Annotated in this window: 31 protein-coding genes; 15 read left to right on the plus strand and 16 right to left on the minus strand. The window is 66.4% G+C overall.

Annotated elements, in window-relative coordinates:
• Positions 1-148: 148 nt before the first annotated feature.
• Positions 149-1,084, minus strand: coding sequence for an aldo/keto reductase (locus AB0E63_RS32680; RefSeq protein ID WP_360374789.1), 936 nt, complete (start codon positions 1,082-1,084; stop codon positions 149-151).
• A 71-nt stretch (positions 1,085-1,155) separates the two neighbouring features.
• Here AB0E63_RS32680 and AB0E63_RS32685 point away from each other — a divergent pair, with 71 nt between their 5' ends.
• Positions 1,156-1,989 carry an aminoglycoside phosphotransferase family protein gene (locus AB0E63_RS32685; protein WP_360374791.1) on the plus strand — a complete coding sequence of 278 codons (834 nt, stop codon included), beginning with the start codon at positions 1,156-1,158 and terminating at the stop codon, positions 1,987-1,989.
• 82 nt (positions 1,990-2,071) lie between these two features.
• On the opposite strand, the gene AB0E63_RS32690 is transcribed toward AB0E63_RS32685, so the two are convergent.
• Genes AB0E63_RS32690 through AB0E63_RS32700 form a run of 3 tightly spaced genes read right to left on the minus strand, consistent with a single transcriptional unit; the run spans position 2,072 to position 4,086 of the window.
• On the minus strand, positions 2,072-2,533 hold the full coding sequence (locus AB0E63_RS32690; protein ID WP_360374793.1) for an NUDIX domain-containing protein: 462 nt from the start codon (positions 2,531-2,533) through the stop codon (positions 2,072-2,074).
• 9 nt (positions 2,534-2,542) lie between these two features.
• Positions 2,543-3,766 (minus strand): RNA polymerase sigma factor, encoded by a 1,224-nt coding sequence (locus AB0E63_RS32695; protein WP_360374795.1) that lies wholly within the window; start codon positions 3,764-3,766, stop codon positions 2,543-2,545.
• Positions 3,763-4,086 carry a YciI family protein gene (locus AB0E63_RS32700; protein ID WP_360374797.1) on the minus strand — a complete coding sequence of 108 codons (324 nt, stop codon included), beginning with the start codon at positions 4,084-4,086 and terminating at the stop codon, positions 3,763-3,765. The genes AB0E63_RS32695 and AB0E63_RS32700 overlap by 4 nt, the downstream gene beginning before the upstream one ends.
• Before the next feature lie 195 nt (positions 4,087-4,281).
• Here AB0E63_RS32700 and AB0E63_RS32705 point away from each other — a divergent pair, with 195 nt between their 5' ends.
• Positions 4,282-4,935: a GNAT family protein gene (locus tag AB0E63_RS32705; RefSeq protein WP_360374799.1), complete on the plus strand. Its 654-nt coding sequence runs from the start codon at positions 4,282-4,284 to the stop codon at positions 4,933-4,935.
• 36 nt (positions 4,936-4,971) lie between these two features.
• Here the strand turns inward: AB0E63_RS32705 and AB0E63_RS32710 are convergent, their stop codons facing one another.
• On the minus strand, positions 4,972-5,874 hold the full coding sequence (locus AB0E63_RS32710) for a phosphotransferase (protein ID WP_360374801.1): 903 nt from the start codon (positions 5,872-5,874) through the stop codon (positions 4,972-4,974).
• Positions 5,875-6,152: 278 nt separating this feature from the next.
• On the opposite strand from AB0E63_RS32710, the gene AB0E63_RS32715 reads away from it, so the two are divergent.
• From AB0E63_RS32715 to AB0E63_RS32725, 3 genes are all read left to right on the plus strand, one after another.
• Positions 6,153-6,860, plus strand: a complete 708-nt coding sequence (locus AB0E63_RS32715) for a methyltransferase domain-containing protein (protein WP_360374803.1) — start codon at positions 6,153-6,155, stop codon at positions 6,858-6,860.
• A 186-nt stretch (positions 6,861-7,046) separates the two neighbouring features.
• A complete protein-coding gene (locus tag AB0E63_RS32720) occupies positions 7,047-7,829 on the plus strand; it encodes a class I SAM-dependent methyltransferase (protein WP_360374805.1) in 783 nt (260 codons plus the stop codon).
• Between the two features lie 199 nt (positions 7,830-8,028).
• On the plus strand, positions 8,029-8,652 hold the full coding sequence (locus tag AB0E63_RS32725) for an AAA family ATPase (protein ID WP_360374807.1): 624 nt from the start codon (positions 8,029-8,031) through the stop codon (positions 8,650-8,652).
• A 560-nt stretch (positions 8,653-9,212) separates the two neighbouring features.
• On the opposite strand, the gene AB0E63_RS32730 is transcribed toward AB0E63_RS32725, so the two are convergent.
• Positions 9,213-10,451, minus strand: coding sequence for an MFS transporter (locus AB0E63_RS32730; RefSeq protein WP_360374809.1), 1,239 nt, complete (start codon positions 10,449-10,451; stop codon positions 9,213-9,215).
• Between AB0E63_RS32730 and AB0E63_RS32735 the strand changes: the two genes are divergently transcribed.
• Positions 10,429-10,839 carry a hypothetical protein gene (locus AB0E63_RS32735; RefSeq protein WP_360374811.1) on the plus strand — a complete coding sequence of 137 codons (411 nt, stop codon included), beginning with the start codon at positions 10,429-10,431 and terminating at the stop codon, positions 10,837-10,839. The genes AB0E63_RS32730 and AB0E63_RS32735 overlap by 23 nt on opposite strands.
• Before the next feature lie 7 nt (positions 10,840-10,846).
• Here AB0E63_RS32735 and AB0E63_RS32740 read toward each other — a convergent pair whose 3' ends face one another.
• Positions 10,847-11,482, minus strand: coding sequence for an HAD-IA family hydrolase (locus tag AB0E63_RS32740; protein ID WP_360374813.1), 636 nt, complete (start codon positions 11,480-11,482; stop codon positions 10,847-10,849).
• 111 nt (positions 11,483-11,593) lie between these two features.
• Between AB0E63_RS32740 and AB0E63_RS32745 the strand changes: the two genes are divergently transcribed.
• Both AB0E63_RS32745 and AB0E63_RS32750 read left to right on the plus strand, forming a co-directional pair.
• A complete protein-coding gene (locus tag AB0E63_RS32745; RefSeq protein ID WP_360374815.1) occupies positions 11,594-12,313 on the plus strand; it encodes a VOC family protein in 720 nt (239 codons plus the stop codon).
• Positions 12,314-12,315: 2 nt separating this feature from the next.
• Complete coding sequence (locus AB0E63_RS32750; protein ID WP_360374817.1) at positions 12,316-12,972, plus strand: DNA methyltransferase; 657 nt, start codon at positions 12,316-12,318, stop codon at positions 12,970-12,972.
• On the opposite strand, the gene AB0E63_RS32755 is transcribed toward AB0E63_RS32750, so the two are convergent.
• The 5 genes from AB0E63_RS32755 to AB0E63_RS32775 form a co-directional block, all read right to left on the minus strand.
• The gene (locus tag AB0E63_RS32755) at positions 12,926-13,375 is read right to left on the minus strand and encodes an NUDIX domain-containing protein (protein WP_360374819.1); all 450 of its coding nucleotides are present in this window, start codon (positions 13,373-13,375) and stop codon (positions 12,926-12,928) included. The genes AB0E63_RS32750 and AB0E63_RS32755 overlap by 47 nt on opposite strands.
• A 49-nt stretch (positions 13,376-13,424) precedes the next feature.
• Positions 13,425-13,766: a VOC family protein gene (locus tag AB0E63_RS32760; RefSeq protein ID WP_360374821.1), complete on the minus strand. Its 342-nt coding sequence runs from the start codon at positions 13,764-13,766 to the stop codon at positions 13,425-13,427.
• A 105-nt stretch (positions 13,767-13,871) separates the two neighbouring features.
• Complete coding sequence (locus AB0E63_RS32765) at positions 13,872-16,253, minus strand: excinuclease ABC subunit UvrA (protein WP_360374823.1); 2,382 nt, start codon at positions 16,251-16,253, stop codon at positions 13,872-13,874.
• A gap of 80 nt (positions 16,254-16,333) precedes the next feature.
• Entirely contained in the window at positions 16,334-16,744 is a 411-nt protein-coding gene (locus AB0E63_RS32770; protein ID WP_360374825.1) for a VOC family protein, read from the minus strand.
• A gap of 10 nt (positions 16,745-16,754) precedes the next feature.
• A complete protein-coding gene (locus AB0E63_RS32775; RefSeq protein WP_360374827.1) occupies positions 16,755-17,198 on the minus strand; it encodes an AraC family transcriptional regulator in 444 nt (147 codons plus the stop codon).
• 62 nt (positions 17,199-17,260) lie between these two features.
• On the opposite strand from AB0E63_RS32775, the gene AB0E63_RS32780 reads away from it, so the two are divergent.
• On the plus strand, positions 17,261-17,404 hold the full coding sequence (locus tag AB0E63_RS32780; protein WP_360374829.1) for a hypothetical protein: 144 nt from the start codon (positions 17,261-17,263) through the stop codon (positions 17,402-17,404).
• Here the strand turns inward: AB0E63_RS32780 and AB0E63_RS32785 are convergent.
• From AB0E63_RS32785 to AB0E63_RS32795, 3 genes are all read right to left on the minus strand, one after another.
• Positions 17,401-17,946, minus strand: coding sequence for a DinB family protein (locus AB0E63_RS32785; protein WP_360374922.1), 546 nt, complete (start codon positions 17,944-17,946; stop codon positions 17,401-17,403). The genes AB0E63_RS32780 and AB0E63_RS32785 overlap by 4 nt on opposite strands.
• The gene (locus AB0E63_RS32790) at positions 17,840-18,757 is read right to left on the minus strand and encodes an endonuclease/exonuclease/phosphatase family protein (RefSeq protein ID WP_360374831.1); all 918 of its coding nucleotides are present in this window, start codon (positions 18,755-18,757) and stop codon (positions 17,840-17,842) included. The genes AB0E63_RS32785 and AB0E63_RS32790 overlap by 107 nt, the downstream gene beginning before the upstream one ends.
• A gap of 183 nt (positions 18,758-18,940) precedes the next feature.
• A complete protein-coding gene (locus AB0E63_RS32795; RefSeq protein ID WP_360374833.1) occupies positions 18,941-19,936 on the minus strand; it encodes an NAD(P)H-binding protein in 996 nt (331 codons plus the stop codon).
• A 71-nt stretch (positions 19,937-20,007) separates the two neighbouring features.
• On the opposite strand from AB0E63_RS32795, the gene AB0E63_RS32800 reads away from it, so the two are divergent.
• The 4 genes from AB0E63_RS32800 to AB0E63_RS32815 are packed head-to-tail and all read left to right on the plus strand — an operon-like array spanning position 20,008 to position 22,607.
• On the plus strand, positions 20,008-20,946 hold the full coding sequence (locus AB0E63_RS32800; RefSeq protein ID WP_360374835.1) for a helix-turn-helix domain-containing protein: 939 nt from the start codon (positions 20,008-20,010) through the stop codon (positions 20,944-20,946).
• Between the two features lie 11 nt (positions 20,947-20,957).
• Entirely contained in the window at positions 20,958-21,377 is a 420-nt protein-coding gene (locus AB0E63_RS32805; RefSeq protein ID WP_360374837.1) for a VOC family protein, read from the plus strand.
• Entirely contained in the window at positions 21,374-22,165 is a 792-nt protein-coding gene (locus tag AB0E63_RS32810; protein ID WP_360374839.1) for an alpha/beta hydrolase, read from the plus strand. Before AB0E63_RS32805 ends, AB0E63_RS32810 begins: the two co-directional genes overlap by 4 nt.
• A complete protein-coding gene (locus tag AB0E63_RS32815; RefSeq protein WP_360374841.1) occupies positions 22,155-22,607 on the plus strand; it encodes a GNAT family N-acetyltransferase in 453 nt (150 codons plus the stop codon). The genes AB0E63_RS32810 and AB0E63_RS32815 overlap by 11 nt, the downstream gene beginning before the upstream one ends.
• 3 nt (positions 22,608-22,610) lie before the next feature.
• On the opposite strand, the gene AB0E63_RS32820 is transcribed toward AB0E63_RS32815, so the two are convergent.
• Positions 22,611-23,420 (minus strand): MerR family transcriptional regulator, encoded by an 810-nt coding sequence (locus AB0E63_RS32820; protein WP_360374843.1) that lies wholly within the window; start codon positions 23,418-23,420, stop codon positions 22,611-22,613.
• Between the two features lie 79 nt (positions 23,421-23,499).
• Between AB0E63_RS32820 and AB0E63_RS32825 the strand changes: the two genes are divergently transcribed.
• Positions 23,500-23,820 carry a nuclear transport factor 2 family protein gene (locus AB0E63_RS32825; protein WP_360374845.1) on the plus strand — a complete coding sequence of 107 codons (321 nt, stop codon included), beginning with the start codon at positions 23,500-23,502 and terminating at the stop codon, positions 23,818-23,820.
• A 4-nt stretch (positions 23,821-23,824) separates the two neighbouring features.
• On the plus strand, positions 23,825-24,706 hold the full coding sequence (locus tag AB0E63_RS32830; protein ID WP_360374847.1) for an AraC family transcriptional regulator: 882 nt from the start codon (positions 23,825-23,827) through the stop codon (positions 24,704-24,706).
• The last annotated feature ends 52 nt before the right edge of the window (positions 24,707-24,758 follow it).

The raw sequence follows: 24,758 nt of genomic DNA on the forward strand, positions 1-24,758 counted from the left end.
CGGCGATCTCCATCCACATCTACGGCACCGACGTCACCCGCATCGGCTCGAGCGTGCGCCGGTACTACGACTGAGGGCGGCGACCACGCGAGGCCGCCGCCCTAGTCGCTAGCCGACCCGGCGCGCCGCTAGTCGACTTGACGCGCCGCTAGTCGACGAAGGAGTCGAGTACGGCGAGTTCGTTGGGGGAGAGGTGGATCGAGCCGGCCTCGAGGTTCTGCCGCAGGTGATCGGGGCTCGACGTACCCGGGATGGCCAGGACGTGGGCGCCCAGACTCAACGTCCACGCCAACCGGATCTGCGCCGGTGTGGCGTTCTGATTGTCGGCAATCTCCTGGATCGTGTCGTTGACGGAGACACCACCGGCCTCCCGGGCATCCGCGGTCAGAGCGAAGAACGGGACGAACGCAATGCCCTGTTCGCCGCAGGAGCTCAGGATGGCGTCATTCACGCGACCGAAGCCGACGCCGTATCTGTTCTGGACGGCCACCACCGGAGCGATCTTCTGGGCCTCGGCGAGGTGTTCGGCGCGGACGTTCGACAGCCCCAGATGCCGGATGAGCCCCTTGGCCTGGAGCTCCGCCAGGACCCCGAAGTGCTCGGCGATCGAGTCGAGGCCGGCCTGTCGCAGATAGACCAGGTCGAGTGTCTCCAGCCCCAGCGCCCGCAGATCAGCCTCGACCAACGCTCGCAACTGATCGGGTCGGGCCAACCCGGTCGGCGTCGGCCCGACCTTGGTGGCGATCACGAGCTCATCCGCGTACGGCGCCAGCGCGCGACGGATCACGTCGTTTGCCCAGCCGAGCGACGTGAAGTCTCGGGGCCGGTTCGGCGGCGCGTAGCTCGGGTAGAACTCGGCCGTGTCGAGGTGGTTGACGCCGAGCTCGACCGCCCGGCGCAGCAGCGCGATCGCCCGTTCCTGGGCGTCTGGTTCGTCGCCGTCGCTGCCCGCGAGCCGCTTCGTCCCGAACCCGATCCGCCGGATCGCGCGATCGCCTAGTTGCCAGAATTCCGCCGACTTGCTTTCGCGAATTTCCTCTGATAAGTTTGTTGGTAGAGTGACATTCTTTTGCGAATTCTGCATTCGGCCAGGATAAGTCTTGCAGGGAATTCCGTCCAGTATTTCGTGACATTTTTCTGCGTTACTCTCAGCTCGTGGATCTCACCGAGCAGCAGCGCGCGCTCCTCCAGGAGTGGCTCCCCAGCGCCGAGATCGTGACGGACCACAGCTGGGGTCTGATCGGGACCGTCGTGCTCGAGCTGGACGTCGACGGCGAGCGCTATGTCGCCAAGGCCGGCGACGCGGCCGACCATCACCTCGCGCGAGAGCTACACGCCCACCGAAACTGGCTGGGGCCGTGGACGACGCGGGGTAGAGCGCCGCAACTCGTCCGTGCCGACGACGACGCCAAGCTGATCCTGACGCGATTCCTGCCGGGGGAGTTGGTGGAAGGTACGCCGGCCGAAGGGGATCCGGACACCTATCGCCAGGCCGGCGAATTACTCGCCGAATTTCACGGTCAACTCGCCGTACCGGACGCGGATTATGAGCGTCGGGAAAACCAGCGGACTCTTGATTACCTGAGTAAGCCGCACGCGATTGACGCGGATCTCGCTGGCCGGTTGCGCTCACAGGTCGAATCGTGGCCGACGCCGCCGGCGATACTCGTGCCGACTCATGGTGACTGGCAGCCTCGCAATTGGCTCATCCATCATGGCGTCGTCGGCATCATCGATTTCGGCCGCGCGGACCTCCGGCCGGCGTACACGGATTTCGCTCGGCTGGCCGCTCAGCAGTTCCAGTCCGCACCCGCCCTGGAGTCGGCGTTTCTGGAAGGCTACGGCGGCGATCCGCGCGACCCGGACACCTGGCAGCGCGTCCGGCTCCGCGAAGCTGTCAACACTGCTGTCTGGGCACATCAGGTCGGCGATTCGGCCTTCGAACAGCAGGGGCATCGGATGATCGCGGCGGCGTTGGGGGAGAGCTGAAACTCTGTTGTGACCGCTCAGGCACAGTGGAATGGTCTCCCGCATGACCCCAGAACTCCTGCGCGAGGCGCTCACCAAGGACTCAACGTAATACTCTTGCGGTCAGCTCCGCCTGGATTTCTGATGGATAGATGCCAGATGATTCCAGGTCGACTAAATTTGTCCATTGTAATGTGAAGCTGTTGTTGGGGGAGTGCTCGACAGCTTCGTCGCCGGAGAGTTGGGCGGTGCCTTCGACGTTCGTCATCAGGAAGTAGTACGCCGGCCGTCGGTTGTGGGTGCCCGTCCAGAGAAGTCGGTCGATGGTGGCGGTGAGGGTTGTTTCCTCTTTGAGTTCACGCAAAGCGGCGTCCTCGGGGGTTTCGCCTGGTTCGACGTGACCGCCCGGCAGGACGGCGTACCGGTGACCGATGCAGTCGGGTCCTGGTACGGCGGCGTTGTCGCACATCACGCAGTCGGCGGCGCGATCCAGGTGCAGGTACCGCTTGATGACGAGGACTTTGTTCGCGTCGAGTACCACCGCGGCGGCCCTTGGAATCAACATTTGAAGGCATTACCCCAGTTGGTCGCGGCGGCGGGTTAGGTGGGCGGTTTCGGCGGTGTTGCCGGCTAGCTCGATGGCTTTGTCGTACGCCTCGCGCGATTTCTGACTGCGGCCCAGCCGGCGCAATAGTTCGGCGCGGGTCGCATGGTATGCGTGATAGCCGGCCAACTTGTCCTCGAGGCGGTCGACGGTCGCCAGTGCCACCTCCGGGCCGTCGAGCTCGGCAACCGCGATGGCCCGGTTGAGGGCAACGATCGCCGAGGGGTCGAGGCGGACGAGTTGGTCGTAGAGGGCGACGATCTGCGACCAGTCGGTGTCGCGTACGTCGCGAGCTGAGGTGTGGACGGCGTTGATCGCCGCGAGGATCTGGTAGCGCCCAGGAGCCACTCCGGTGGCCAGGCGCTCGCGCACCAGCTGATGACCCTCGGCAATCAGTGCCGTGTCCCAGGCTCCACGATCCTGCTCGTCGAGGGTGACCAGTTCGCCGGTCGCCGAGACCCGGGCGGTACGGCGGGCCTCGGTGAGAAGCATCAGCGCCAGCAGCCCGGCGACCTCGCCGTCATTCGGCATCAGGGCACGGATCTGGCGAGTGAGCCGGATGGCCTCGGCGGTCAGGTCGTGGCGCAGGGGATCGGTGTCGGGTCCGGTCGCCAGGTAGCCCTCGTTGAAGACGAGGAAGAGCACGGCGAGTACGCCCGAGACGCGTCCCGGGAGATCCTCCGCGGACGGCACTCGATAGGGGATCCGGGCGGCCTTGATCTTGGCTTTCGCGCGGGTGATCCGCTGGCCCATCGCGGTCTCCTGCACCAGGAAGGCACGGGCGATCTCGGGCACGGTCAGACCGCCGACCATGCGCATCGTCAGCGCTACGCGGGTCTCCATCGCGAGGGCAGGGTGACAGCAGGTGAAGATCAGCCGGAGCCGCTCGTCGTCGATGGCACCGAGAGGCTCGGGCGGATCGTCGTACGACATCTGAGCCTCCTTCTGCTTGTCGTCGCGCTTGTTCTCGCGCCGGATCCGGTCGATGGCCTTGCGGTTGGCGGTCGTGGTCAGCCAGGCGCCGGGGTTCGGGGGTACGCCGTCGGCCGGCCACCGCTCGACGGCGGTCGCGAACGCCTCCGCCGAAGCCTCCTCGGCGATGTCGAGATCACCGAAACGCCGGGTCAGGGAAGCGACCACTCGGGCCCACTCCTGATGGTGGGCCTGGGTGATCGCCTCCTCGATGTCGCTCACTGGAATGGCCGCACCTCGATTTTTCGATCGCAGACCTTCGATGCCTCGGTGGCGAGCTTGAGCACCACATCCAGATCGGGGGCCTCCCACACCCAGACGCCGGCAAGGTACTCCTTCGACTCCACGAACGGCCCGTCGGTGAACACCGCCTCCTCGCCCCGGTTGTCGATGACCGTGGCCGCGGCGGTGTCCGCGAGTCCGCCCGCGAAGACCCAGTAGCCCTCGGCGATCAGTCGATCGTTGAACGTGTCGATGGCAGGCTGCCTGTCCGTGCTGCCGGGATTGCTCTTGTCATCTATCACTGAAACCAGATACCGCATCTCAAATCATCTCCAGTGTTCCGGGCGCCCTCGCCGGCCGCCGCTCACCACTTCCACGAACACCTCAGCCCCGATCCGACACCACCACCCAGTTTTCTTTCAAGTGCGACGCGCCAGGAGCGGCCCACAGCTATCGGACGGCAAGACGGTGAAAACCATGTGCGCCGTCAGCGGAGTGTGACCTTGAATCGTCGCATGTCGATCACGACGAGCTATCCACCTCTTGATGTGCGCGTTACTACGCCGACTCTGGAGTTGCGCGGCGCCACCGACAACCTGTTGGACGAGCTCGCGGATGCGGTACGCGACGGTAAGACGCACGCCGACCCGGCGTCGTACGACGATCCGATGTCGTTCTACGAGCCAGATCCTGACGTGCGCGTGGCGAAGTGGCTCCGGGCGATCTGGCGCGGCAGGGGAAAGGTCGAGCCCGAGGCCTGGCGGCTGTACTTCGTCGTCGTCGTGGATGGGCGCCCAATAGGGATGCAGGACCTCATCGGGGTCAACTTCTCCACCTTGGGCACGGTCACGAGCTTCTCGTGGCTGGCCAACGATCAGCGCGGCCGCGGGCTCGGACATGAGATGCGAGCAGCGATCCTGCACCTCGCGTTCGACGGGCTCGGGGCGAAGGAAGCGGGCAGCGACGCCTTCGTGGACAACCACGGCTCCAACGCGATCTCGCGACGCCTCGGCTACGAACCCAACGGTTCAGACTGGGCCACACGCCAAGGCGAACCCGCCCTGCTGAACCGCTGGCGCCTAACCAGAGCCAACTGGCAACAGCAACGCAGAGACAACATCCAACTCCACAACGTCGAGGCCTGCCGAACCTCCTTGCCCTTGTCCTGACGCAGCACTACGCAGCTAGTACGGTGCTCGAGTTGGTCAAGAGGGCGTATAGCGGGCAATCACGTCCACGCAGCGCCGGAACTGCGCCGGCGAAGCAGGGTTCTTCCAACCGAGCTGCTCAAGTGTCCAGTCGATGGCGAAGGCCGGCGTGAAGCCGCCATCGGCCGCCTCGGGATCAGTGATCCGCGCGTACCCGCGGCGCACCAGGTCAGCGCGGTCGTGCAAGGGATCGCCGGCAGACACCTCCCATCGGGCGAGGTCGAATGCCGGTGATGCTGGGCCGGCGAACTCCCAGTCGATGACGCCGACGACCGTCCCGTCGTGGATCAGGAGGTTCTTGGGCATGAAATCGCCCTGGGCGAGCGAGGACGGGGGCGCCGGACGGGTCGTCACCTCGTGGCGCAAGAAGTCAGCACCGCGCTCGACGACGGCGGCTGCCGCCGGGCCGAGTGTCTCCCTGACGATGTGTGCGACCCGGGTGACTTCGTGCTCTTCGGGCAACCGCAGCTCGTGCCGGATGCCTCGCTCGTCGTCCGGGAGCACGCTGTGCACCCGGGCCAAAATCTCACCGGCGTCCAAGACCAACCGCTCGAGCTCAGCGGCAGGAAGTTCGCCGATGAACTCGTTGAGCGAGCGGCCCGGAAGAAACTGCTGGATCGAGAAGGACAGCAACTCGCCGTCGTGATCCAGGTGCTCGAGGCCGAGCACCTCTGCTGTCGGCACGCCTACGTCACGCGCCTGCGCCATCAGGTGCGCCTCGTCGATGAACCACGGCGTAGGCTGACGCGCGATCCGGACGACCACAGCGACATCGCCGGCAAACTCGGCCCGGTAGGTCTCATTCATCCCGCCACCGGCGAGGGGAACGAGGCACTCGACGCCGCGGCCGCAGACCGACCGCACCACCGAGTCGATGATCGGACGAGGAGTTGTCACCATCGCCCAAGTCTCGTCCAGCGATCCTGACCGAGCCACCCAATATATCCGCCCCCTCGCTGCCCGCTCTCCCAGGAAAAATCAAGAGAGTAAAGCGGACTGATCGTAGAGGATTCATCCAGAGGGCTGAACTCAGCCGTGGGGCCCGTATTGACTGCGCCGTTGTCCATAACGACTTCACAAAACACAGCGAGCTCGGCAAGCCGGCCGCGGCTGCCTACCGCCGTCGACGACCTCGGTGTGTTCTAGGGTCCATGTCAAACTCTGACGACAGGATCGCAATGAAAGCTGATCACTATGACACGTTCGCCGAGAGCTACGCGCGGGAAAACGAGTCCAGCCTGTTCAACGCCTACTACGAGCGACCCGCGATGATCGATCTCGCCGGGGACGTGGCCGGCCGGAACATTCTGGACGCCGGCTGCGGCGCCGGGCCGCTCTCGGCCGCGCTGCGCGACCGGGGCGCCCAGATCACCGCTTTCGACTCGAGCCGGGAGATGGTGGCGCTGGCGCAGGGTCGGCTCGGGACGGACGCCAGGGTGCTGTTGGCCGACCTCGCCGCGCCGTTGCCGTTCAGCACGGGGGAGTTCGACGATGTGGTGGCCTCCCTCGTGCTGCACTACCTTGAAGACTGGTCGGGCCCCCTGGCCGAGCTGCACCGGGTTCTGAAGCCGGGTGGTCGACTGATCCTCTCGGTGAACCATCCAGTGATCCGAGAGGTGGTCTACCCGGAGGACGATTACTTCGCGACCTCGCCGTACACGGAGGAGTACACCTTCGACGGCCACGCCGCATCGCTGACCTTCTGGCACCGGCCGTTGCATGCGATGACAGATGCGTTCGCCCGGGCGGGCTTCGCGATCTCGGTCATCAGCGAGCCGCCGTTCTCGCCCGAGACGCCGCGCGAACTGCTGCCACCCGACCTGGGAGACCGCACGTCCTTCCTCTGCTTCCTCTTTTTCGCACTCGAGGCCCAACCGGTCCGCTGAGAGAAGCCCGCCAAACGCAGTGCACCAGAGCATGGCGAGGAGGCGGATCACGGTCTGGATGACGACTTCTGGACACCCTGCCTATCAAGACTGGTCGTATTCGCCGGGCTAAGCGGCACAGGGGCGCGAGAGCCACGATCGCCCTGGGGTCGGGGGAGGCCCAAGGGGACGACTATGGTCTGTCTCGTGGCGACGTCAGACGACTCACAGGCGGCGACGACTTCTCACACGGACACTCCTGAAGATCCGGGCGAGGCGTGGCTAGAACTGGCTCCGGACTACGAGCGAGCCCGAACCAGGGAGGACTCGCTGGATCGGCTTGTCGAGTGGCCTGCGCAGCGAGACCTTCTGGGTGATGTCACCGAACGGTCGGTGCTCGATGTCGGTTGCGGCAACGGCGGCAAGCTCGCTGAGCTGGTTGGAGACGGTGCGACCGCCTCCGTAGGTGTCGATGTCAGTGGCAACTTCCTCAGTGCCCCGCCGCCTGGCTTGGAGTTCATCCGAGGCGATCTCTCTGAGCTGGATTCTGTGCCTGGGCTCGCCGGTCGCAGGTTCGACCGGATCTTGTTCCTGCAGTCTTTCGGCTACGCGAAGGATCCAGTCCGCACCCTGCAGGCAGCGCGCGCGATGCTGGCCGACGATGGATTCATCTTGCTGACCAGGACGCAGCCGATCCGATACGCCGTCGAACGGGCCGAACAGAATGGGACGTCCTTGGGCGAAGAGTATTTCTCCACCGCCCCGTTCTCCTACCTCAGCGGCTGGAACGACCAGATCACCCTCACCAAGCGTCCCTACACCATCTCTGACCTGATCAACGTGTTCAGTGCGGCAGGGCTGTGGATCGAGACCGCGATCGAGCCTCAGCTGTCCGAGGACGCCCGACGCCGCTACCCGCACAAGCAGGCGTGGATGAACAAGTACCTCGGCATCCTGATCTTCAAGCTCCGGCCCCATCCGGGCCAGTAGCCGCGTCCTGAGCGCTGGCCACGGGCTACTGATGCGCCCGCCGGCACGGGGCGCCGTCAGCGCCCGCAAGGCCGAATCGTCGCACCGTTTCCGCGTCCTCGGGGTAATGGAGCGGACCCAGATGCCGGCAAGCCAGCTCGGCGGATCGGATGCGAACTTAGTTGCGGGTGAGACTGGGTGTCTGGGACTGTTGCCGACCATGAGGCTGCTTCTGATCATTGGACCACCGGCTGTCGGCAAGATGACGGTGGGCCGAGAGATCGCCGCGCATAGTGACTTCAGGTTGTTCCACAATCACCACACCATTGAGCCGCTCGTTGAGGTCTTCGGCTACGGCACCGCGCCATTCAACGTCTTGAACATCGAGTTCCGTCGGCGAGTGATCGAAGAAGCCGCACGCAACAATGTGGATTTGATCTTCACATTAGTCTGGGATCTGCGGGACCCAGCTGATACCGCCTACGTTGAACAGCTCGTCGCGCCGTTCGAGGGGGCCGGTGGTGAGGTATGCGTGCTCGAGCTGACCGCTGACCTTGAAACGCGCCTATTGCGCAACCGGGGCGAAACTCGGCTGGCTGCCAAACCGAGCAAGCGGAATGTAGAATGGTCTGATGGCAACGTCCGTAGCATGGAAGCCCATCAAATGAATACGGATCCGACCGGATCCACGTCGACTCCGGCCGACGGATTCCTCAGCCGGAATCGGCATCTTCGCCTCGACACCCGAAATCTGACTGCAGCCGAGGTCGCCCCGATCGCACTTGACTGGCTTGACCAAGAAGCAGACGAACTCGGTAGCCGACGACCTGTTGACACTGCCTAGATTTCGGGCCTGTCCGCAGACGATCTGTTTGGGGGCTTGAGGCTTTTCTGGTCTTGGTTTCGGCGCAGGCGAGGTAGTCGAGAACCGGCCACGAGAAGGCGCGGAATCGAGCTCGGTCCGAGGACCACGATCGGCCATCACCCATCCAGACGGGGCAACGTCAGCACGGCAGGAGGGAGGGGTCAGCTGGGAGCGATGAGTTGTCGCACTGGAAGCAACTCTTCGGCCTTTAGTTGACATAATGTCGCTTATCGGCGCTTTAGAGGGCGAGGCGGAACACACGTGAGGACCCCGTCTCGATCTGTCCTTGTGTGTTCGGTTGCTGGGTTGAGCCAGGTTGTTGACGGCGCCACGCAGGAGCACACGCCGACCGAGCCGCCGCACTGAACGATTCGCTCGATGTCCGTGGCGAGAACACGTGGCGGACCCCGGCCAGACGGCGGCTCAGCCGAACAGCAACTGAGTGTTCTGAGGCCTCTCCCCCGGGCCAAAACATCAACGCGGTGACTCTGCGTGACCGACTTTGCAGGCAACTGTTCAGCAGTAGCGTGCGACTGCGTCTATGCCGGGGCCCGCACGTCGCGGAAGGATGTCGCACCGAGGCCGGCCGCGACGAGTGCGAAGATTACGGCCGCCAGCAGCAGCGTGGGCCGCATGCCCCAGGCGTCGGCGAGCATTCCTGCGATCGGCGCGACGACCACGATGACAGCCCGGTTGAGCGAACGCAGGGTGGTGTTGGTGCGGGCCTGTAGCTCGTCCGGCGTCACCAACTGGCGGTAGCTCATTTCGTGGGAGTTGCTCATGCCGATCGCCAGACCGTAGAGGCCCTGCCCGACCATGAGAACGGCAAGCGTCCCGACCGCCGGGAGCTTCTGCCCAGCGAGCACCATCGCGATCACCGCGAGGGTGGTGATGAAATGGCTGACGATGATGGTGCGACCGGTGCCGAGACGTCGACCTACCCAGGTGGTGACTGCGGCGCCGATGACGGCACCGATTCCACCGGCGGCACCAACGATGCCGAACTCGAAGGCGGTGAGGTCGAGCGTACTGAGCGCATAGGGAGCGAGCACGACGCCCACGATCGCGTTGCCAACGAACCATGCGTGAGTCGCGAGCGCGAGCGTGGCCAAACCGGAGCCGTGGTAGGCCCACCGAACGCCGTCGGCGATCTCCCTCATAAGTCCTCGTACGGTGACACCCGTGCGCGGTGGCGGTTCGTCAAGGTCGATCCGGCGCAACGTGAGCGCCGAGTACACGTAGGTGAGGGAGTCGAGGAGAACGGCCAGCGGGGCACCGACCGCGCTGACCAATAGCCCGCCAAGCGCTGGGCCGCCCGTCGAGGCCACCGCGTCGGCCCCGTCAATGCGGGCGTGTGCCGGTTGGAGGTGCTTCGCTTCGAGCAATCGCGGCAGAAGCGACATCGAGGCGGCGCCGTTCACTACCGAGGCGGTGCCATAGGCAATGACGACCAGCATCAGTGCCGGCAGCGACAGCAGATCAAGCCACCACATCAGGGGGATGGCCAACAGCACTACCGCCTGCACCAGATCGGTGCCCACCATGAGCGGGAGCCGACGCCTCCCGTCAACGATCGCGCCCACGACGAATCCGAAGACGAGATACGGCAACCATCGCGCGGCGTTGAGCCACCCAACATCCGCCGCCGTGCCGTGCAGCGTGAGGATCACCAGCGCCTGCAGTGCGAAGAGCGTGACGTAGGTGCCAAGGCCCGACACCGCGCTGGCCCTCCAGTACCGCAGGAATGCTCTCGAGATGAAGACGTCACTGCTCGACATGCCCGTCAGTCTCGCATTGACCGGTACTGGCGAGGTGCTGGAGCTGCTCGAGGCGAGTGGGCGGCTGCTTTCGGCGACAGTGCGAGCGGCCAAGCCGACTGATCGCGGCTTCCATCCGTTCGGGATGGCTGACGCAGAAGGGTTCGCCGGCATGGGGTGCGTCGAGCTGCTTGTCCACGCCGGGGACATCGCGGTCGGGCTCGGGCTACCGTTCGAACCGCCGGCGGATGTTTGCGCATGGACTTTGGCGCGGATGTTCCCCGGGCAGCACGCCGAACTCGACCCTTGGACCGGCCTACAACATGCGACCGGCCGAATCGCGTTACCAGGTCAGCCGACAGTCGGCAGCAACTGGCGGTGGCACAGCGCACCTCTCGCCGACCGATAGCAGCCGGCTACTGCCTGGGCTTGCTAGCCGTCATCGTTGCGGCGACGCCGTGTTTGGTGAGGAGGGCGCGTAGGTGATTGTGGCCTTGGGTGAAGTCCCATTGTTCGGCGGGCATGCCGGCTGTTCGGGCGCCTTCGACGTTGCGTGGGTTGTCGTCGATGAAGAGGATCGTCCGGATGTCGGCGCCGATTCGGTGGGCTGCTCGGGTGAAGAAGACTGGGTCGGGTTTGGCGACGCCGAGGTCGTAGGAGTAGCAGCTGACGTCGAACAGGTCGTCGTACCCGAGGGCTGTGCGCATGTGGCCGCCGCGGTAGCACTCCTGGTTCGTGCCGAGATGTACGCCGTACCCGTTGCGCTTGAGTGCTCGCACGATGCCGAACGATTCCTCGATGATCACGATGTTCTTCCAGACCGCGTCGTAGACCTCGGCCACCGGCGTGACGACGCCGTAGTCCTGGAGTGTCGCCGCGAGTACCGGCATGTAGTCCCCCGAGCCGGCGAGCATCGGGAGCTCGTCCTTCCAGGTCTGATGGAGGAACTCACGGGCCTTGTCCCCGAGATACGGCTCCATGGCCGCGTACCAGCCACCCGGAAGGTCTTGCAGTACGCCGTCGGCGTCCAAGAGCACGTGGCGAACACCCATGGAGAAGATCATGCCGCAGGGGGGCAGCGGTTAATCGCGTTGCGTTGCCTGAGCGAGCCGCCTTAGCGTGGCCGTTACTCAGGCCAGCTGTGGATCGGAGATGTGGCGCGGATGACTTCTCGGCTTTTCGCACTCAGTTTTGATGCGCATGATCCGGCTGGGCTGGCGCGGTTCTGGGGTGGCGTTCTGGGATGGGACCTCCACGACGATCCGCACGGCGTGGGCCTGGTGCCGAGTGATGACACCGGATTCCGGCTTCGGTTTGTGCCGAGTCAGAACGAGAAGCGCGGCCCGAACCAGATGCACTTCGATCTGACAAGCCAGTCGCTCGAGGAGCAGCAGGCGACGGTGGCGCGGGCGCTGGAGCTCGGCGGGCGGCACATCGACATCGGGCAGCTCCCGGAAGAGGAGCACGTGGTGCTCGCCGACCCCGAGGGCAACGAGTTCTGTGTGATTGAGCCGGGCAACAATTTCCTGGCCGACTGCGGATTCATCGGGGCGGTGTCGAGCGACGGTTCGCAGGAGGTCGGGTACTTCTGGAGCAAGGCGCTGGACTGGCCGTTGGTCTGGGACCAGGACCAGGAGACCGCGATCCGCTCGCCGCACGGCGGTCCGAAGATCACCTGGGGCGGCCCGCCGTTCAACCCGAAGCTCGGGAAGAACCGGCTGCATTTCGACCTCGCTCCCCCGGCCGACGGTGATCAGGATGCGGAGGTCGAGCGTCTCATCGGCCTCGGCGCGACCCGGCTCGACATCGGCCAGGGCGAGACCAGCTGGGTCGTCATGGCCGACCCCGACGGCAATGAGTTCTGTGTACTGAAGCCTCGGTAGCCGTGGACCGAGTCTGGCGGATGTCGGCCGACGAACTTGCTGCCGAGCGGCCTGCTGGCGCGTTGGAAGACGTGCACTTCACGCACGCGTTCGTACGTCGGGTTGTGGAGGAGTACTCCGCGGTCGGTGACGTCGTCCTGGATCCGTTCGCCGGGTTCGGGACCACGTTGGTGGTTAGCGAGCAGCTCGGGCGGAAGGCGATCGGCGTTGAACTGCTGCCGGAGCGGGCCCGGCTTACCAGAGGGCGGCTCGGGTCGGATGCGACCCTGAAAGAAGGGGATGCGCGGGAGCTCGATCGGTTGGAGATCGGGTCAGTGGATCTCTGCCTGACGTCGCCGCCGTACATGAGCTCCGTGGATCACCCGGAGAACCCGCTGACGGGATACGCGACCCTCGACGGCGACTATGCGACGTATCTGGATGAGCTGATCGAGGTGTTCTGCGCCGTCAAGCGTTGCCTGCGACCTGATGGCTACCTGGTGATCAACGCCGCCAACATCCGCACCGGAGACCTCGTCATGCCGCTGGCGTGGGACCTCGCTCGCGGGCTCCTCCCGCATTTCGCCTTTCGCGGCGAGACGTACCTCGAGTGGGATCGGCCGGCGGACTTCATCAGCGGTGACTACTGCCTCGTGTTCCAGCAAGTGCCACATCGATGATGTCGGCCCGCGGCTCCAGCGACGGCGCCTCGTCCAGCGGCACCCACTGCGCGTACGCCGTCGTGGCGTCAACCTCGGTCGTCCCGAGCGATCCGCCCGTGATCGTGGCTGCGAAGACGACTCCGACAGACTTGTACGGGCGCCCGTCGCGATTAGTCCGCGCGTTGGTGAAGTGAGTGACGGCGATCGGGTCTCCGACGTCGACCGTGTACCCGGTCTCCTCGAACACCTCACGCACCACCGCGTCCGGCAGCGACTCGTCGTACTCCACACCGCCACCCGGCATCGTCCAGCACGCGGCCGCGCTGTCACCACCGACGAACCACGTCAGGAGCACCCGCTCGTCCTCGTCAACAATCAACGCGTACGCCGCCACCCGCGTGTTGTACTCAGTGAAATGCACCGCCCGACGATAACCGGCGGGGGAGAGCATCCTCTCCCCCGCCAGGTTGTCAGCTGTCTTGGACGAGTCCGAGGACGTTGCCGTCGGGGTCGGTGAAGGTGGCTACCAGGCGGCCGTTGGCGACGTCGCGGGGGGATTGTTTCACGGTGGCACCGGCTGCGGTGACCTCGGCGAGTTTGGCCTCGATGTCGTCGACGTGCCAGTACGTGACCGGGCCCTTGTCGTCGCTGTTCGGTACCAGGCCGATCTGCTGTCCCTCGGCCTCGAAGCCGACGTAGTACGGCGAGTCCGCCATCGGCTCCACCCCGAGCAGGGCGGCGTACACCGGCTTGGCCTTCTCCAGGTCCGTCACCGGGTGCAGAACGGTCTTGATGCCTTGCGTGGAAGTCATTTCGTCACTCCAGAACTCTTGGGCCTCGCAGCCCCCGACTCTTACTGACTCCCACGCTATTCCCGGCTCAGCCCCGGTGCTTCTCGATTCCTGACCGGTTCGAGCTCACTTGGCGACGTACTCGGCCAGGTGCTTGGCGGTCAGAGTGGCGGGCTTGGCGATCAAGTCGGCGGGGGTTCCTTCGAAGACGACCTTGCCGCCGTCGTGGCCGGCGCCTGGCCCGAGGTCGATGATCCAGTCGGCGTGGGCCATCACTGCCTGGTGGTGCTCGATGACGATGACCGACTTGCCGGCGTCGACGAGCCGGTCCAGGAGGGCGAGGAGTTGTTCGACGTCGGCCAGGTGCAGGCCGGTGGTCGGCTCGTCGAGGACATAGATGCCGCCCTTCTCCCCCACGTGCGTCGCCAACTTGAGCCGCTGCCGCTCTCCCCCGGACAGCGTGGTCAGCGGCTGACCAAGGCTCAGGTAGCCGAGTCCGACGTCCGCAAGGCGCTCGAGGACCTTGTGGGCGGCCGGCGTACGCGCGTCGCCGTCAGCGAAGAACTCGAGAGCCTCGGAGACCGGCATCGCGAGCACCTCGGCGATGTTCTTGCCGCCGAAGGTGTACCCGAGGACGGACGCCTGGAACCGCCGGCCCCCGCACTCCTCACACGGGGACTCGACCGTCGCCATCACGCCGAGCTCGGTGTAGATCACGCCGGCACCGTTACAGGCCGGGCACGCGCCCTCGGAGTTCGCGCTGAACAGCGCCGGCTTCACGCTGTTCGCCTTGGCGAAGGCCTTCCGGATCGGGTCGAGCAGCCCGGTGTACGTCGCCGGGTTGCTCCGTCGGGAGCCGCGGATCGCAGCCTGGTCGATCGCCACCACACCGTCGCGGTCGGACACCGAGCCGTGGATCAGCGAGCTCTTGCCCGAACCAGCCACCCCGGTCACGACCACCAGAACACCGAGCGGTACGTCGACATCGACGTTCTGGAGGTTGTTCGTCGAGGCACCACGCACCTCCAGCGCCTCTGACGACGCACGCACGGCCGGCTTCAAGGACGCCCGGTCGTCGAGGTGCCGGCCGGTGAGCGTGCCACTGGCGCGGAGCTTCTCGACGGTGCCCTCGAAGACCACCTCGCCACCGCCCGAACCGGCACCCGGCCCGAGGTCGATGACGTGGTCGCCGATCGCGATGGCCTCTGGCTTGTGCTCCACGACGAGGACGGTGTTGCCCTTGTCGCGCAACTGCAGGAGCAGCTCGTTCATGCGCTGGATGTCGTGCGGGTGCAGACCGATGGTCGGCTCGTCGAAGACGTAGGTGACGTCGGTCAGCGAGGACCCGAGGTGGCGGATCATCTTCGTCCGCTGCGCCTCACCACCCGACAGCGTGCCCGCGGGACGCTCGAGAGACAGGTACCCCAGCCCGATGTCGACGAACGAGTCGAGGGTGTCGCCGATCGCCTCGATCAGCGGCGCCATCCGAGGCTCCTTGAGCTCGCGGATCCAGGCGGCCAGATCGCTGATCTGCATCGCGCAGAGGTCGGCGATGTTCTTGCCCTTGATCTTCGACGACAGCGCTTCCTGACTCAGCCGGGTCCCGCCGCAGTCGGGGCAGATCGTGAACGTCACCGCCCGCTCCACGAAGGCGCGGATGTGCGGCTGCATCGCGTCGACTTCCTTGGACAGGAACGACTTCTGGATCTGCGGGATCAACCCGGTGTAGGTCAGGTTGATGCCCTCGACCTTGATCTTGGTGGGCTCCCGGTAGAGCGGGTCGTGCAGTTCCTTCTTGGTGTACTTCTTGATCGGCTTGTCCGGGTTGAAGTAGCCGGCGCCGCGGAAGATGCGCCCGTACCAGCCCTCCATGCTGTAGCCGGGGATCGTCAGCGCGCCCTCGTTCAGCGACTTGCTGTCGTCGTACAACGCGGTCAGGTCGAAATCGGTGACCGAGCCCATGCCCTCACAGCGCGGGCACATGCCGCCCGCGTAGACGACGTTGCGTACGACGGTCCGCTCGCCGCCGCCCTGCCCCTTGTCGGCGATCATCGCGCCGGTCGCCGTCCGCTTCGGGACGTTGAACGAGTACGCCGTCGGCCCGCCGACATGCGGTTTCGCGAGCCGGCTGAACAGGATCCGCAGCATCGCGTTCGCGTCGGTGGCGGTGCCGACGGTGGAACGCGGGTTCGAGCCCATCCGCTCCTGGTCGACGATGATCGCGGTGGTCAGGCCATCGAGTACGTCGACGTCCGGGCGCGCCAGCGTCGGCATGAACCCCTGGACGAACGCGCTGTACGTCTCGTTGATCAGCCGCTGCGACTCCGCCGCGATGGTACCGAACACCAGCGAGCTCTTGCCCGAGCCGGAGACCCCGGTGAACACCGTCAGCCGGCGTTTCGGGATCTCGACGCTGACGTCCTTCAGGTTGTTCACCCGCGCACCGGTGACGCGAATCAGGTCGTGGCTGTCGGCGAGCTGCTTCGCCGACGTCGGGGCCTTGCTCATCGGTGTCTCCATCTGTCGGGCGGAGCCGGCTGCGCGGTCTCCGTTCGGCACGGTCGGGCTGCGGTCGAACAGGGCTGGGCTCAGGAAACCTGGTTGATGCGGATGTGGTTGCCGGCGGGATCACGGAAGGCACAGTCGCGCACGCCGTACGGCTGGTCGGTGGGCTCCTGGATGACCTCGGCGTCGGTGGCCTGCAGCCGCTCGAAGAGGGCGTCGATGTCCTTGGTCGCCAGCACGAGGGTGGCGTAGGTGCCCTTGGCCATCATCTCGCTGATGGTACGGCGCTCGTCGTCGGTGACACCCGGGTCGGCGCCCGGCGGGTACAGCACGACGGAAGTGTCCGGCTGGTCGACCGGGCCGACGGTGATCCAGCGCATGCCGCCGTACCCGACGTCGGTGCGGATCTCGAAGCCGAGGACGTCGCGGTAGAACGCCAGCGACGCCTCCGGATCGGTGTGCGGGAGGAAGCTCGAGAGAATCTTGATGTCCATGGGCGTCACGCTACGTGCTGGTCGCCGGGGATGCTTCTCGATTCCTGACCGGTCGGGTCACCTGTTTCGCGACGCACGACGGAATGCCGACGGTCGCGTCGGCCGCGCGCTCCTTGTAGGCGCTCGGCGGCATGCCGACCAGTTCGGTGAATCGGGTGCTGAAGGTGCCCAGCGACTGGCAGCCGACCGCGAAGCAGACGTCGGTGACGCTCATGTCCCCGATCCGCAGCAACGCCATCGCGCGCTCGATGCGGCGCGTCATCAGGTACCCGTACGGCGACTCTCCGTAAGCGCGCTTGAACTCCCGGCTGAGGTGTCCGGACGACATGTGGGCACCGCGAGCCAGCGCGTCGACATCGAGCGGCTGCGCGAACTCCCGATCGATCCGGTCCTTGACACGCCGCAGCCGCGCGAGGTCCCCCAAGCGCTGCGCATCTGTCGGACTGCCGGTCATCCCTGAAATCGTGCCACGTCGCGGCAAGGAAGTCATTCACCGCACCTGTAGCCTCGGCGTTTGTGACCGCCCAGCACCCGTTGACCTCGGAGCGACTCGACCTGGTGCTGGATGGGCTGGGTTCGGTGTGGGGCGCGATGAGTGACCGCTGGCCCGACGCCACCACACCGCCGCCGCGGCTCTACGCGGCGTTCGCGGGTGGCTAACGGCCGGTCGTTCCGTCCAGTTGCTCGCGGATGATGTCGGCGTGGCCGGCATGGCGAGCGGTCTCGCCGATGACCGACAGGATGGCCCAGCGGAGGTCGTGGGTTGTGCCGTTGCGGGTGACCGGAGCGTCGGGGTCGCCGATGGCGTCGATGATCTCGTTCGAGGCCTCGCAGGCGGCGCGGTAGTCGGCGCGCAGCGTCTTCAGGCTGACCTCGGGATCGACCTGCATCGAGCGCTTACCGCGCTTGGCCTTACCGCCCGTGACGACCTCCTCGAACCAGTTGGACTCGGCGAAGGTGAGGTGCTGCACGAGGCCGGCGACGTTCGTACCCGACGGAACCGTGCTGCGGCGGGCGTCGGCCTCGCTGAGACCGGCCAGCTTCTTCAACACGCCCGCCCGTCGAGGGTCGCACGCAGCTGCTCGAGCTCGGTAGTCATGAGGCGCAGGGTCCGACGGTGGAGATGAGGCCGTGGTGATCCGACACAGGAATCGTGTACCAGCGGCTGTCGTCGGCGCACCAGCCCGGCTTGACGAAGAGATGGTCGATCCGGACCAGCAACGTCGTCCATCTGCCGATCTGTGACGGCCGGCCCCAGGTGTCGAGCATCGCGTCGTCAAGGTCGTTGGTGAGCAGCCGGTAGTCGCGGCCGCGGTCGGTGGTGTTGAAGTCGCCGGCGACTACTACCGGACGGTCGTCTCGTTCGACCCGAGCCGCGATCTGCTCGATCAGCCGGTGGTGGTCGGCAACGGTCGTCTGGTACGGCACTCCGCTGTCCTCGACTGTCCGGTACGACGATCCGCCCGACGTCCACCACGGACGCGGCACATGGACCGCGATCAGGTCGAAGGTCTGAGACGGAGCTTGGACCCGGAGCACGTAGCCGGGCAGATCCGGCCCCGGCCGCTCGAGCACCGTCAGCGGCCAACGGCTGAAGATGCCGATCGCGGGTCCGTCCCAATCGGCCACGTGCACCGGGTACGACTGGGACAGTCGCTCGGTCAGCGGCGGCCCGATCTCGGAGACCACGAGCACGTCGGCGCCGAGCGCGAGCAGGTTGTCGGCGCCGTCGAGTTCGCCGCTGCCGATGTTCGCCGCCGCGACCCGGAATGCGCGCGACCGGTCAACGGTCCCGACGCCGTCTGGAACCCACGGCAGTACCGTCGCGACGATCGCGACCACGAGCGTCGACACCGCGAAGGCAAGAGCTGCCTTGTGTCGCCGACCGACGAATCCCACGAGCAGCGCGGTCACCAACGCCAGCATCGGCAACACGATCGCCACGACGTCGGTCACCACGCCGAGCTGGTCGCGCAGCAGGAACCAGTTCCACGGCAGCAAACCAGCCACCACAACCCCGGCGTACCGTCGCACTCTCGACGACGTTCGATTCCCCACGTGCATGTCGACACCCCCCACCCCAGGGCCAGGCTATGTCGGCTTCCGGCAGATCGAAACCGGCTTCGCATGAACAAGCAGGTGGAGAACGAGTCTGACGTGTTGCTGGCTAGACCACATTCTTCCGCGGCAGGCGGCTTATGGCAGGTCGACGTCCAGGGGCAGGTTCTTCAGGAAGTCGGTCGCGTCGAACAACGCGCCGGCCGACGCCACGCCCGTCGTCCAGGTCTCTCCGGCGAGGATCCGTCGTACTGCTTCGACCGCGAGCGGAGCCGTGATCGCGTAGATGTCCTGCCCGCGGGCCGTTGCCCGGCGCTCGTCGGCGCCGGTGCGGACCAGGACGTCGACGACGAACGTCTGGTCGGAGCGGCCCTGCGCATCGGTGGCCACGGGCGCCGGTGTGTCCGCGTTGGCCAGGTCGCCGGCGGCTTCGAGCGTCATGTAGGTGCGGACCTCGGGTACGGCGATGTGGCTCGGGACGGTGATGACGTCGGCCATGGTGAACTCGGCTATCACGCATCGGCGGCCGAGCGGCTCCGGGAAGGTCCAGTCCTGCTGGACCGGCTTGTCGTCGTGGTACTGGAGCGTTCCGCCGCTGAATCGCACCCGGCGTCCAGCTCGGCGGTCGTGCGAGACCTGTCCGGCGGCGCGAGTACCGGGCGTGGGGTGCCAGCTGCTCAGGCCGTACGCGACGTGCACTTCGTCGGCGGTGGTCCGCTCCCCCAGCGCCGCGGTCGTCAGCAGGTCGCCGAGGCCGCCGTAGAAGGCCATCGCCGGGAGAACCAGGGACTCGCTGCGCCGGCCGAAGGTCGACACGTTGGCCTCGAGCTCGGCGGCGACGTCGACGTACGGGATCCTCGCCCGGCCGGCTGCGTCGATCACCGGGTCGGCGGTCGAGGCGAAGGGGCCGGCGCAGTTGATGACCGCGGCGGCGTTCTGCAGCGCCCGGTCGAGCGCCGACGGATCGTCGACTGCGGCCGGCCGGACGTCCACCGCTCCCCATTTGGAGGCCAGGGTCTCGAGGGTCGTCGCGTCGCGGCCCGAGACGACGGTCGGAAAGCCGCGTCGCAGCAGTTCCTCGACGACAAAACGGCCTGTGTGCCCGGTTGCTCCGTAAACCACCACTGAGTTCATGCGACGAGTCTTGCCGTCCGGCGACCGGAATCGTGAGAGTCCGGAACGACACCATGCGTACACTTTCGGACATGCATACCGTCGCGCTGGCCACCGCCGGGCACCTGCTGCACTTCGAGTTCGCGATCGCGTACGAGATCCTCGGCAATCCGCCGCTGGACGCCGTCGAGGACTGGTACGACGTTGTGCTCTGCGGACCGGGATCTGTCCAGGTCGGGCCGTTCATGGTGGAGCCGGACGACGGCCTGGATCGGTTGGCCCGCGCGGACACCGTGATCGTGCCGGCCTGCGTCGATGTCGACGAGCCGCCGCCGGCCGCATTGGTTGAGGCAGTCCGGGCAGCCCACGAAGCTGGAGCCCGGGTTGCGTCGCTGTGCACGGGCGCGTTCGTACTGGGTGCTGCCGGCCTGCTGAACGGGCGACGGGCCACCACGCACTGGGGCCACGCCGCCGCGTTGAGCGCGCGTTATCCACAGGCTGAGGTCGATCCGGACGTGCTGTACACGGACAACGGGAGCGTGCTCACCTCCGCGGGCAAGGCCGCTGCGGTCGATCTGTGTCTGCACCTCATCCACCTCGACCACGGCGCGACGATCGCGAACACGGTCGCGCGGCGCCTCGTCGTACCGCCGCATCGGGCGGGCGGTCAGGCGCAGTTCGTCTCCACGCCGGTGCCGGTCAGCGGTGACCACACGCTCGCGAACCTTCTGGCCTGGGCGCAGGCACGCCTCGACCAGCCGCTGACTGTCACAGACCTTGCGCGGCAGGCGAACACGAGTCCCCGCCACCTCGGCCGGCTCTTCCGCTCGGTGACCGGCCAGACCCCACTCCAATGGCTCCTGACCCAACGCGTCCGCCGCGCCCAACAGTTGCTCGAGGCCACCGACAACAGCATCGAATCCGTCGCCGTAGCCACCGGCATGGGCACCGCCACCACCCTCCGTCGCCAGTTCAAACGAGTCGTCGGCGTCCCACCCGACACCTACAGAAGGTCCTTCCACACCACGTAGGCTCTGCCGGTATGACGAGCTACCCGAAGCGGATGCATACCGCGCTGGATGCTACGGATGCGCGGGGGTTGGCGGAGTTCTACCGGGAACTGCTGGGGTTGCGGTATCGCGACGGTGACGAGCCGCCGGGTGATGGTGTCGAGGACGACGCGGACTGGCTGGTGCTGGTGGACGACGCGGGGAATCGGCAGCTCGCGGTTCAGCGGGTGGATGAGCTGCCGGCGTCGACGTGGCCGGCGCCCGGCGTACCGAAGCAGTTGCACATCGACTACGCCGTACCGTCCGTCGACGAGCTGCAGCGACACCGGCAGCGCGCCGAAGAACTCGGTGCCACGCTCCTCCTGGACCGAACGTCCGAGGAGTCCGAGCCCCTCTACGTCCTGGCCGACCCAGCCGGACATCCTTTCTGTCTCCTGGTGGGGGTCGCATGAGCAAGCAAACCGGGTACGCCGATGTCAACGGACTCCGCATGTACTACGAGATCCACGGCTCGGGTGGGACGCCGTTGCTGCTGTTGCACGGCGGGTTGTTCAACATCGACCTGCAGTTCGGCGCGCTGCTGCCCGGTCTGTCCGAGAAGCGGCAGGTCATCGCGACCGACTTCCAGGCGCATGGCTACACCAATGACATCGACCGGCCGTTGGGTACGGTCGCGCTGGCGTCCGATGTGGTCGGGTTGCTGAGGCATCTCGACGTACCGCAGGTGGATCTCTTCGGGTTCAGTGTCGGTGGTGCGGTTGCGCTGTACCTGACGATCAAGCATCCGGAGCTGGTCCGGAAGGCGGTCATCTCATCGGTGTCGTTCCACCCCGACGGCGACCGCCCGGAGAACGCGGCCGTCGGTGAGATGAAGGTGGAGATGATCGCCGGTACGCCGATGGAAGCGGAGTACCTGGCGAAGTCGCCGCACCCGGATCTCGAGCACCTGCAGACCCTGCTCGACAAGCTGGGTGGCTACGACCGCGGCACCGCCGGATGGTCCGACGACGACATCCGTGGCATCGCCGCTCCCACCCTGCTGACCTTCGGCGACTGCGACGCGGTCAAGCTCGACCACGTCGTCCGCTTCCTCCAACTCCGCGGCGGCGACGTCAATGGCGACTTCACCGGCGTCCCCACCTCCCAACTAGCCATCTTCCCCGGTACCACCCACTTCAACGGCCTCACCCGCACCAACCTCGTCCAAGACACCGTCACCACCTTCCTCGATGTCGACTGACGTGTTCCGCTTCCGCGAGGCTGGAGATGCCGACTTCGACGCGGTCATGGGGCTGTATCGGCAGCTACATCCAGCGGATCCGGTGGTGCTGGACGGGCGGGATGTCTTCGCGCAGATCCTCGGGACGCCGGGACTGCGGCTGTACGTGCTCGAGGTCGACGGGGTCGTGGTCGCGACGACGTACCTCAATCTCATTCCCAACCTCACCCGTGGCGCGGCCCCGTACGCCGTGATCGAGAACGTGGTTGTGGATGCGGATCGGCGCGGGACCGGGCTGGGGAAAGAGATCATGGCCGGCACCTTGCAGGCGGCGTGGGAAGCGGGCTGCTACAAGGTGATGCTGATGACCGGGTCCAAGACTCCAGCCACGCATGCGTTCTACGAGCGGTGCGGATTCAGCCCGCACGAGAAGACCGGGTACACCGCCCGGCCGGATCGGTGAACGTCAGCTGCTGAGGCGGAAGACCGGCCAGGCTACTTCGGTGCGCCAGGCGGCGGGGTCCGGTGTGTCTCGGGGTCCCACGGTGTAGGTCTCGTGGACCGGGCCGGCGACGGTGAGGGTGTGGTTGTGCGTCCACGTCGCGAGGCGGCCGTAGGTGACGTCGATGTCGTCGTGAGGACCGTGGTGGATGGTCGCGGCCAGGTCGGTGGCGGGGAGTTGAACCGGATGGACCCGGCCGGTGGATCGTGGGGCGGCGACGGGGTGGTAGACGAGGACTGTGCCGCGGCCCGCGGTGAAGAGGGTGTTGTCGTACAGGCCGCCCGGCGGGCCTAGGCGGTGCTGCGCAGCCACGGCGGAGTCGAGTTCGGCCATGGCGCCGTCGTACCAGGCCAGTACGTCGGCCAGGTCCACCTCATCCGTGATCGCGGCAACCATCCGGGCCGGCTCGGAGCGCAGTTCGACCACGAGATCGCCGGGATCGGGCCGGAGCAGTCGCTGGAGCGACGTCACCGCCGCCCGGGTCCGATCGAGCGAAGCCTGCAACCGGTCGAGGTGGGCGGCGATCAGGTCGGCGCGGGCCTGTGGATCGTCGGTGGCAAGGATCTTCCCGACTTCCGCCAGCGGTACGTCGAGCTCGCGCAGCCGGTGGATCACCTGGGCCGACGGAATCTGCTCGGTCGTGTAGTACCGATACCCGCTCGCCGCATCGACCGAGGCAGGCTCGAGCAGACCACTCTCGTGATACCGCCGCAGCGTACGCACACTCAGATGCGTCGCCTGCGCGAACTCACCGATCGTCAGTCCCCGACTCACCCGGCCACTGTGCACCCTCCCCCTGCGAGAGAGTCAATTCCTTGACCCTCTCCCCGGAGGAGCCGGCACCGTGGTCGGCATGTTGCCTGACACGATCACGAAGTACCTGACCGCCCACACCGCACGCGATCTCGACTCCGCCATGCAGTGGTACGCCGACGACGCGGAGGTCACCGATGACGGCAAGACGTACCGCGGTCGCGACGAGATCCGGGACTGGCTCGGTCGCGCAGCCGGCGAGTACACCTACACCACCGAGTTGATCGGCGACCGTCATGTCGACGACAACACCTACGTCGCCACCCATCACCTCGAGGGCGACTTCCCCGGTGGAAGCGTCGACCTCGACTTCACGTTCACCCTCAAGGGCGACGTGATCAGGAGGCTCGTCATAGCCTGAGGGTGTGGAGCAGGCACTGGCGGAGTTGCGGGAGCTGATTGTTGCCGCGGCTGGGCGTGAGCAGGCGGTCGACGGCTTGCTGTTGTCGATTGTCGACGCGCCCACTCCGCCGATGTCCTCCCTGGCGACACCGGTCTTCGCGCTCGTCGCGCAGGGCCGGAAGCGGCTCGCGGTCGGCGACCATGTCTTCGAGTACGGCGCCGGCGACTACCTCGTCGTATCGGTCGACCTCCCGGTCACCGGGCACTTCGTCGAGGCATCGAAACAGGAGCCCTGTCTCGGCGTCGGCCTCGAGCTCCGGCCGGATCGGATCGCCGAGCTCCTCCTGGAGTCGGCCGACGATCAGACGCCGGGCGCGTCCGTTCATGGGCTCACCATCAGCCAGGCGCCCAAGGAACTCGTCGACGCCGTGATCCGTCTGCTGCGTCTGGTCGACGAACCCGATGACGCCCGCGTACTCGCGCCACTCGTCGAGCGCGAGATCCTCTGGCGACTGCTGCGGAGCCCGCAGGGCGCCGCGATCCGGGAGATCGGGCTCGCGGACAGCAGCCTGTCGCACGTCGCCCGGGTGATCCGCTGGATCCGCGATCACTACACCGAACCGTTCCGGGTCGAGGACCTTGCGACGATGGCAAGGATGAGTACGTCGGCCTTCCATCGCCACTTCCGCACGGTGACCGCGATGACCCCGATCCAGTTCCAGAAGAAGATCCGGCTGCAGGAAGCCCGGTTGCGGCTGCTCGGCCTGGGCGAGGACGTGACGAGCGCCGGGTACGCCGTGGGCTACGACAGTCCGTCGCAGTTCAGCCGCGAGTACCGGCGCGAGTTCGGTACGCCGCCCAGCCGTGACACCGGCCGGCTCCGTGAGGAAGCAGCGCTGCCATAGAGCAGGATCGTGCAAGCGCTGGCGAGCAATGGTCTATCGACTCCCTTGTACT

It is taken from the genome of Kribbella sp. NPDC026596 (genome assembly GCF_040638415.1).
Taxonomy (GTDB): Bacteria; Actinomycetota; Actinomycetes; order Propionibacteriales; family Kribbellaceae; genus Kribbella.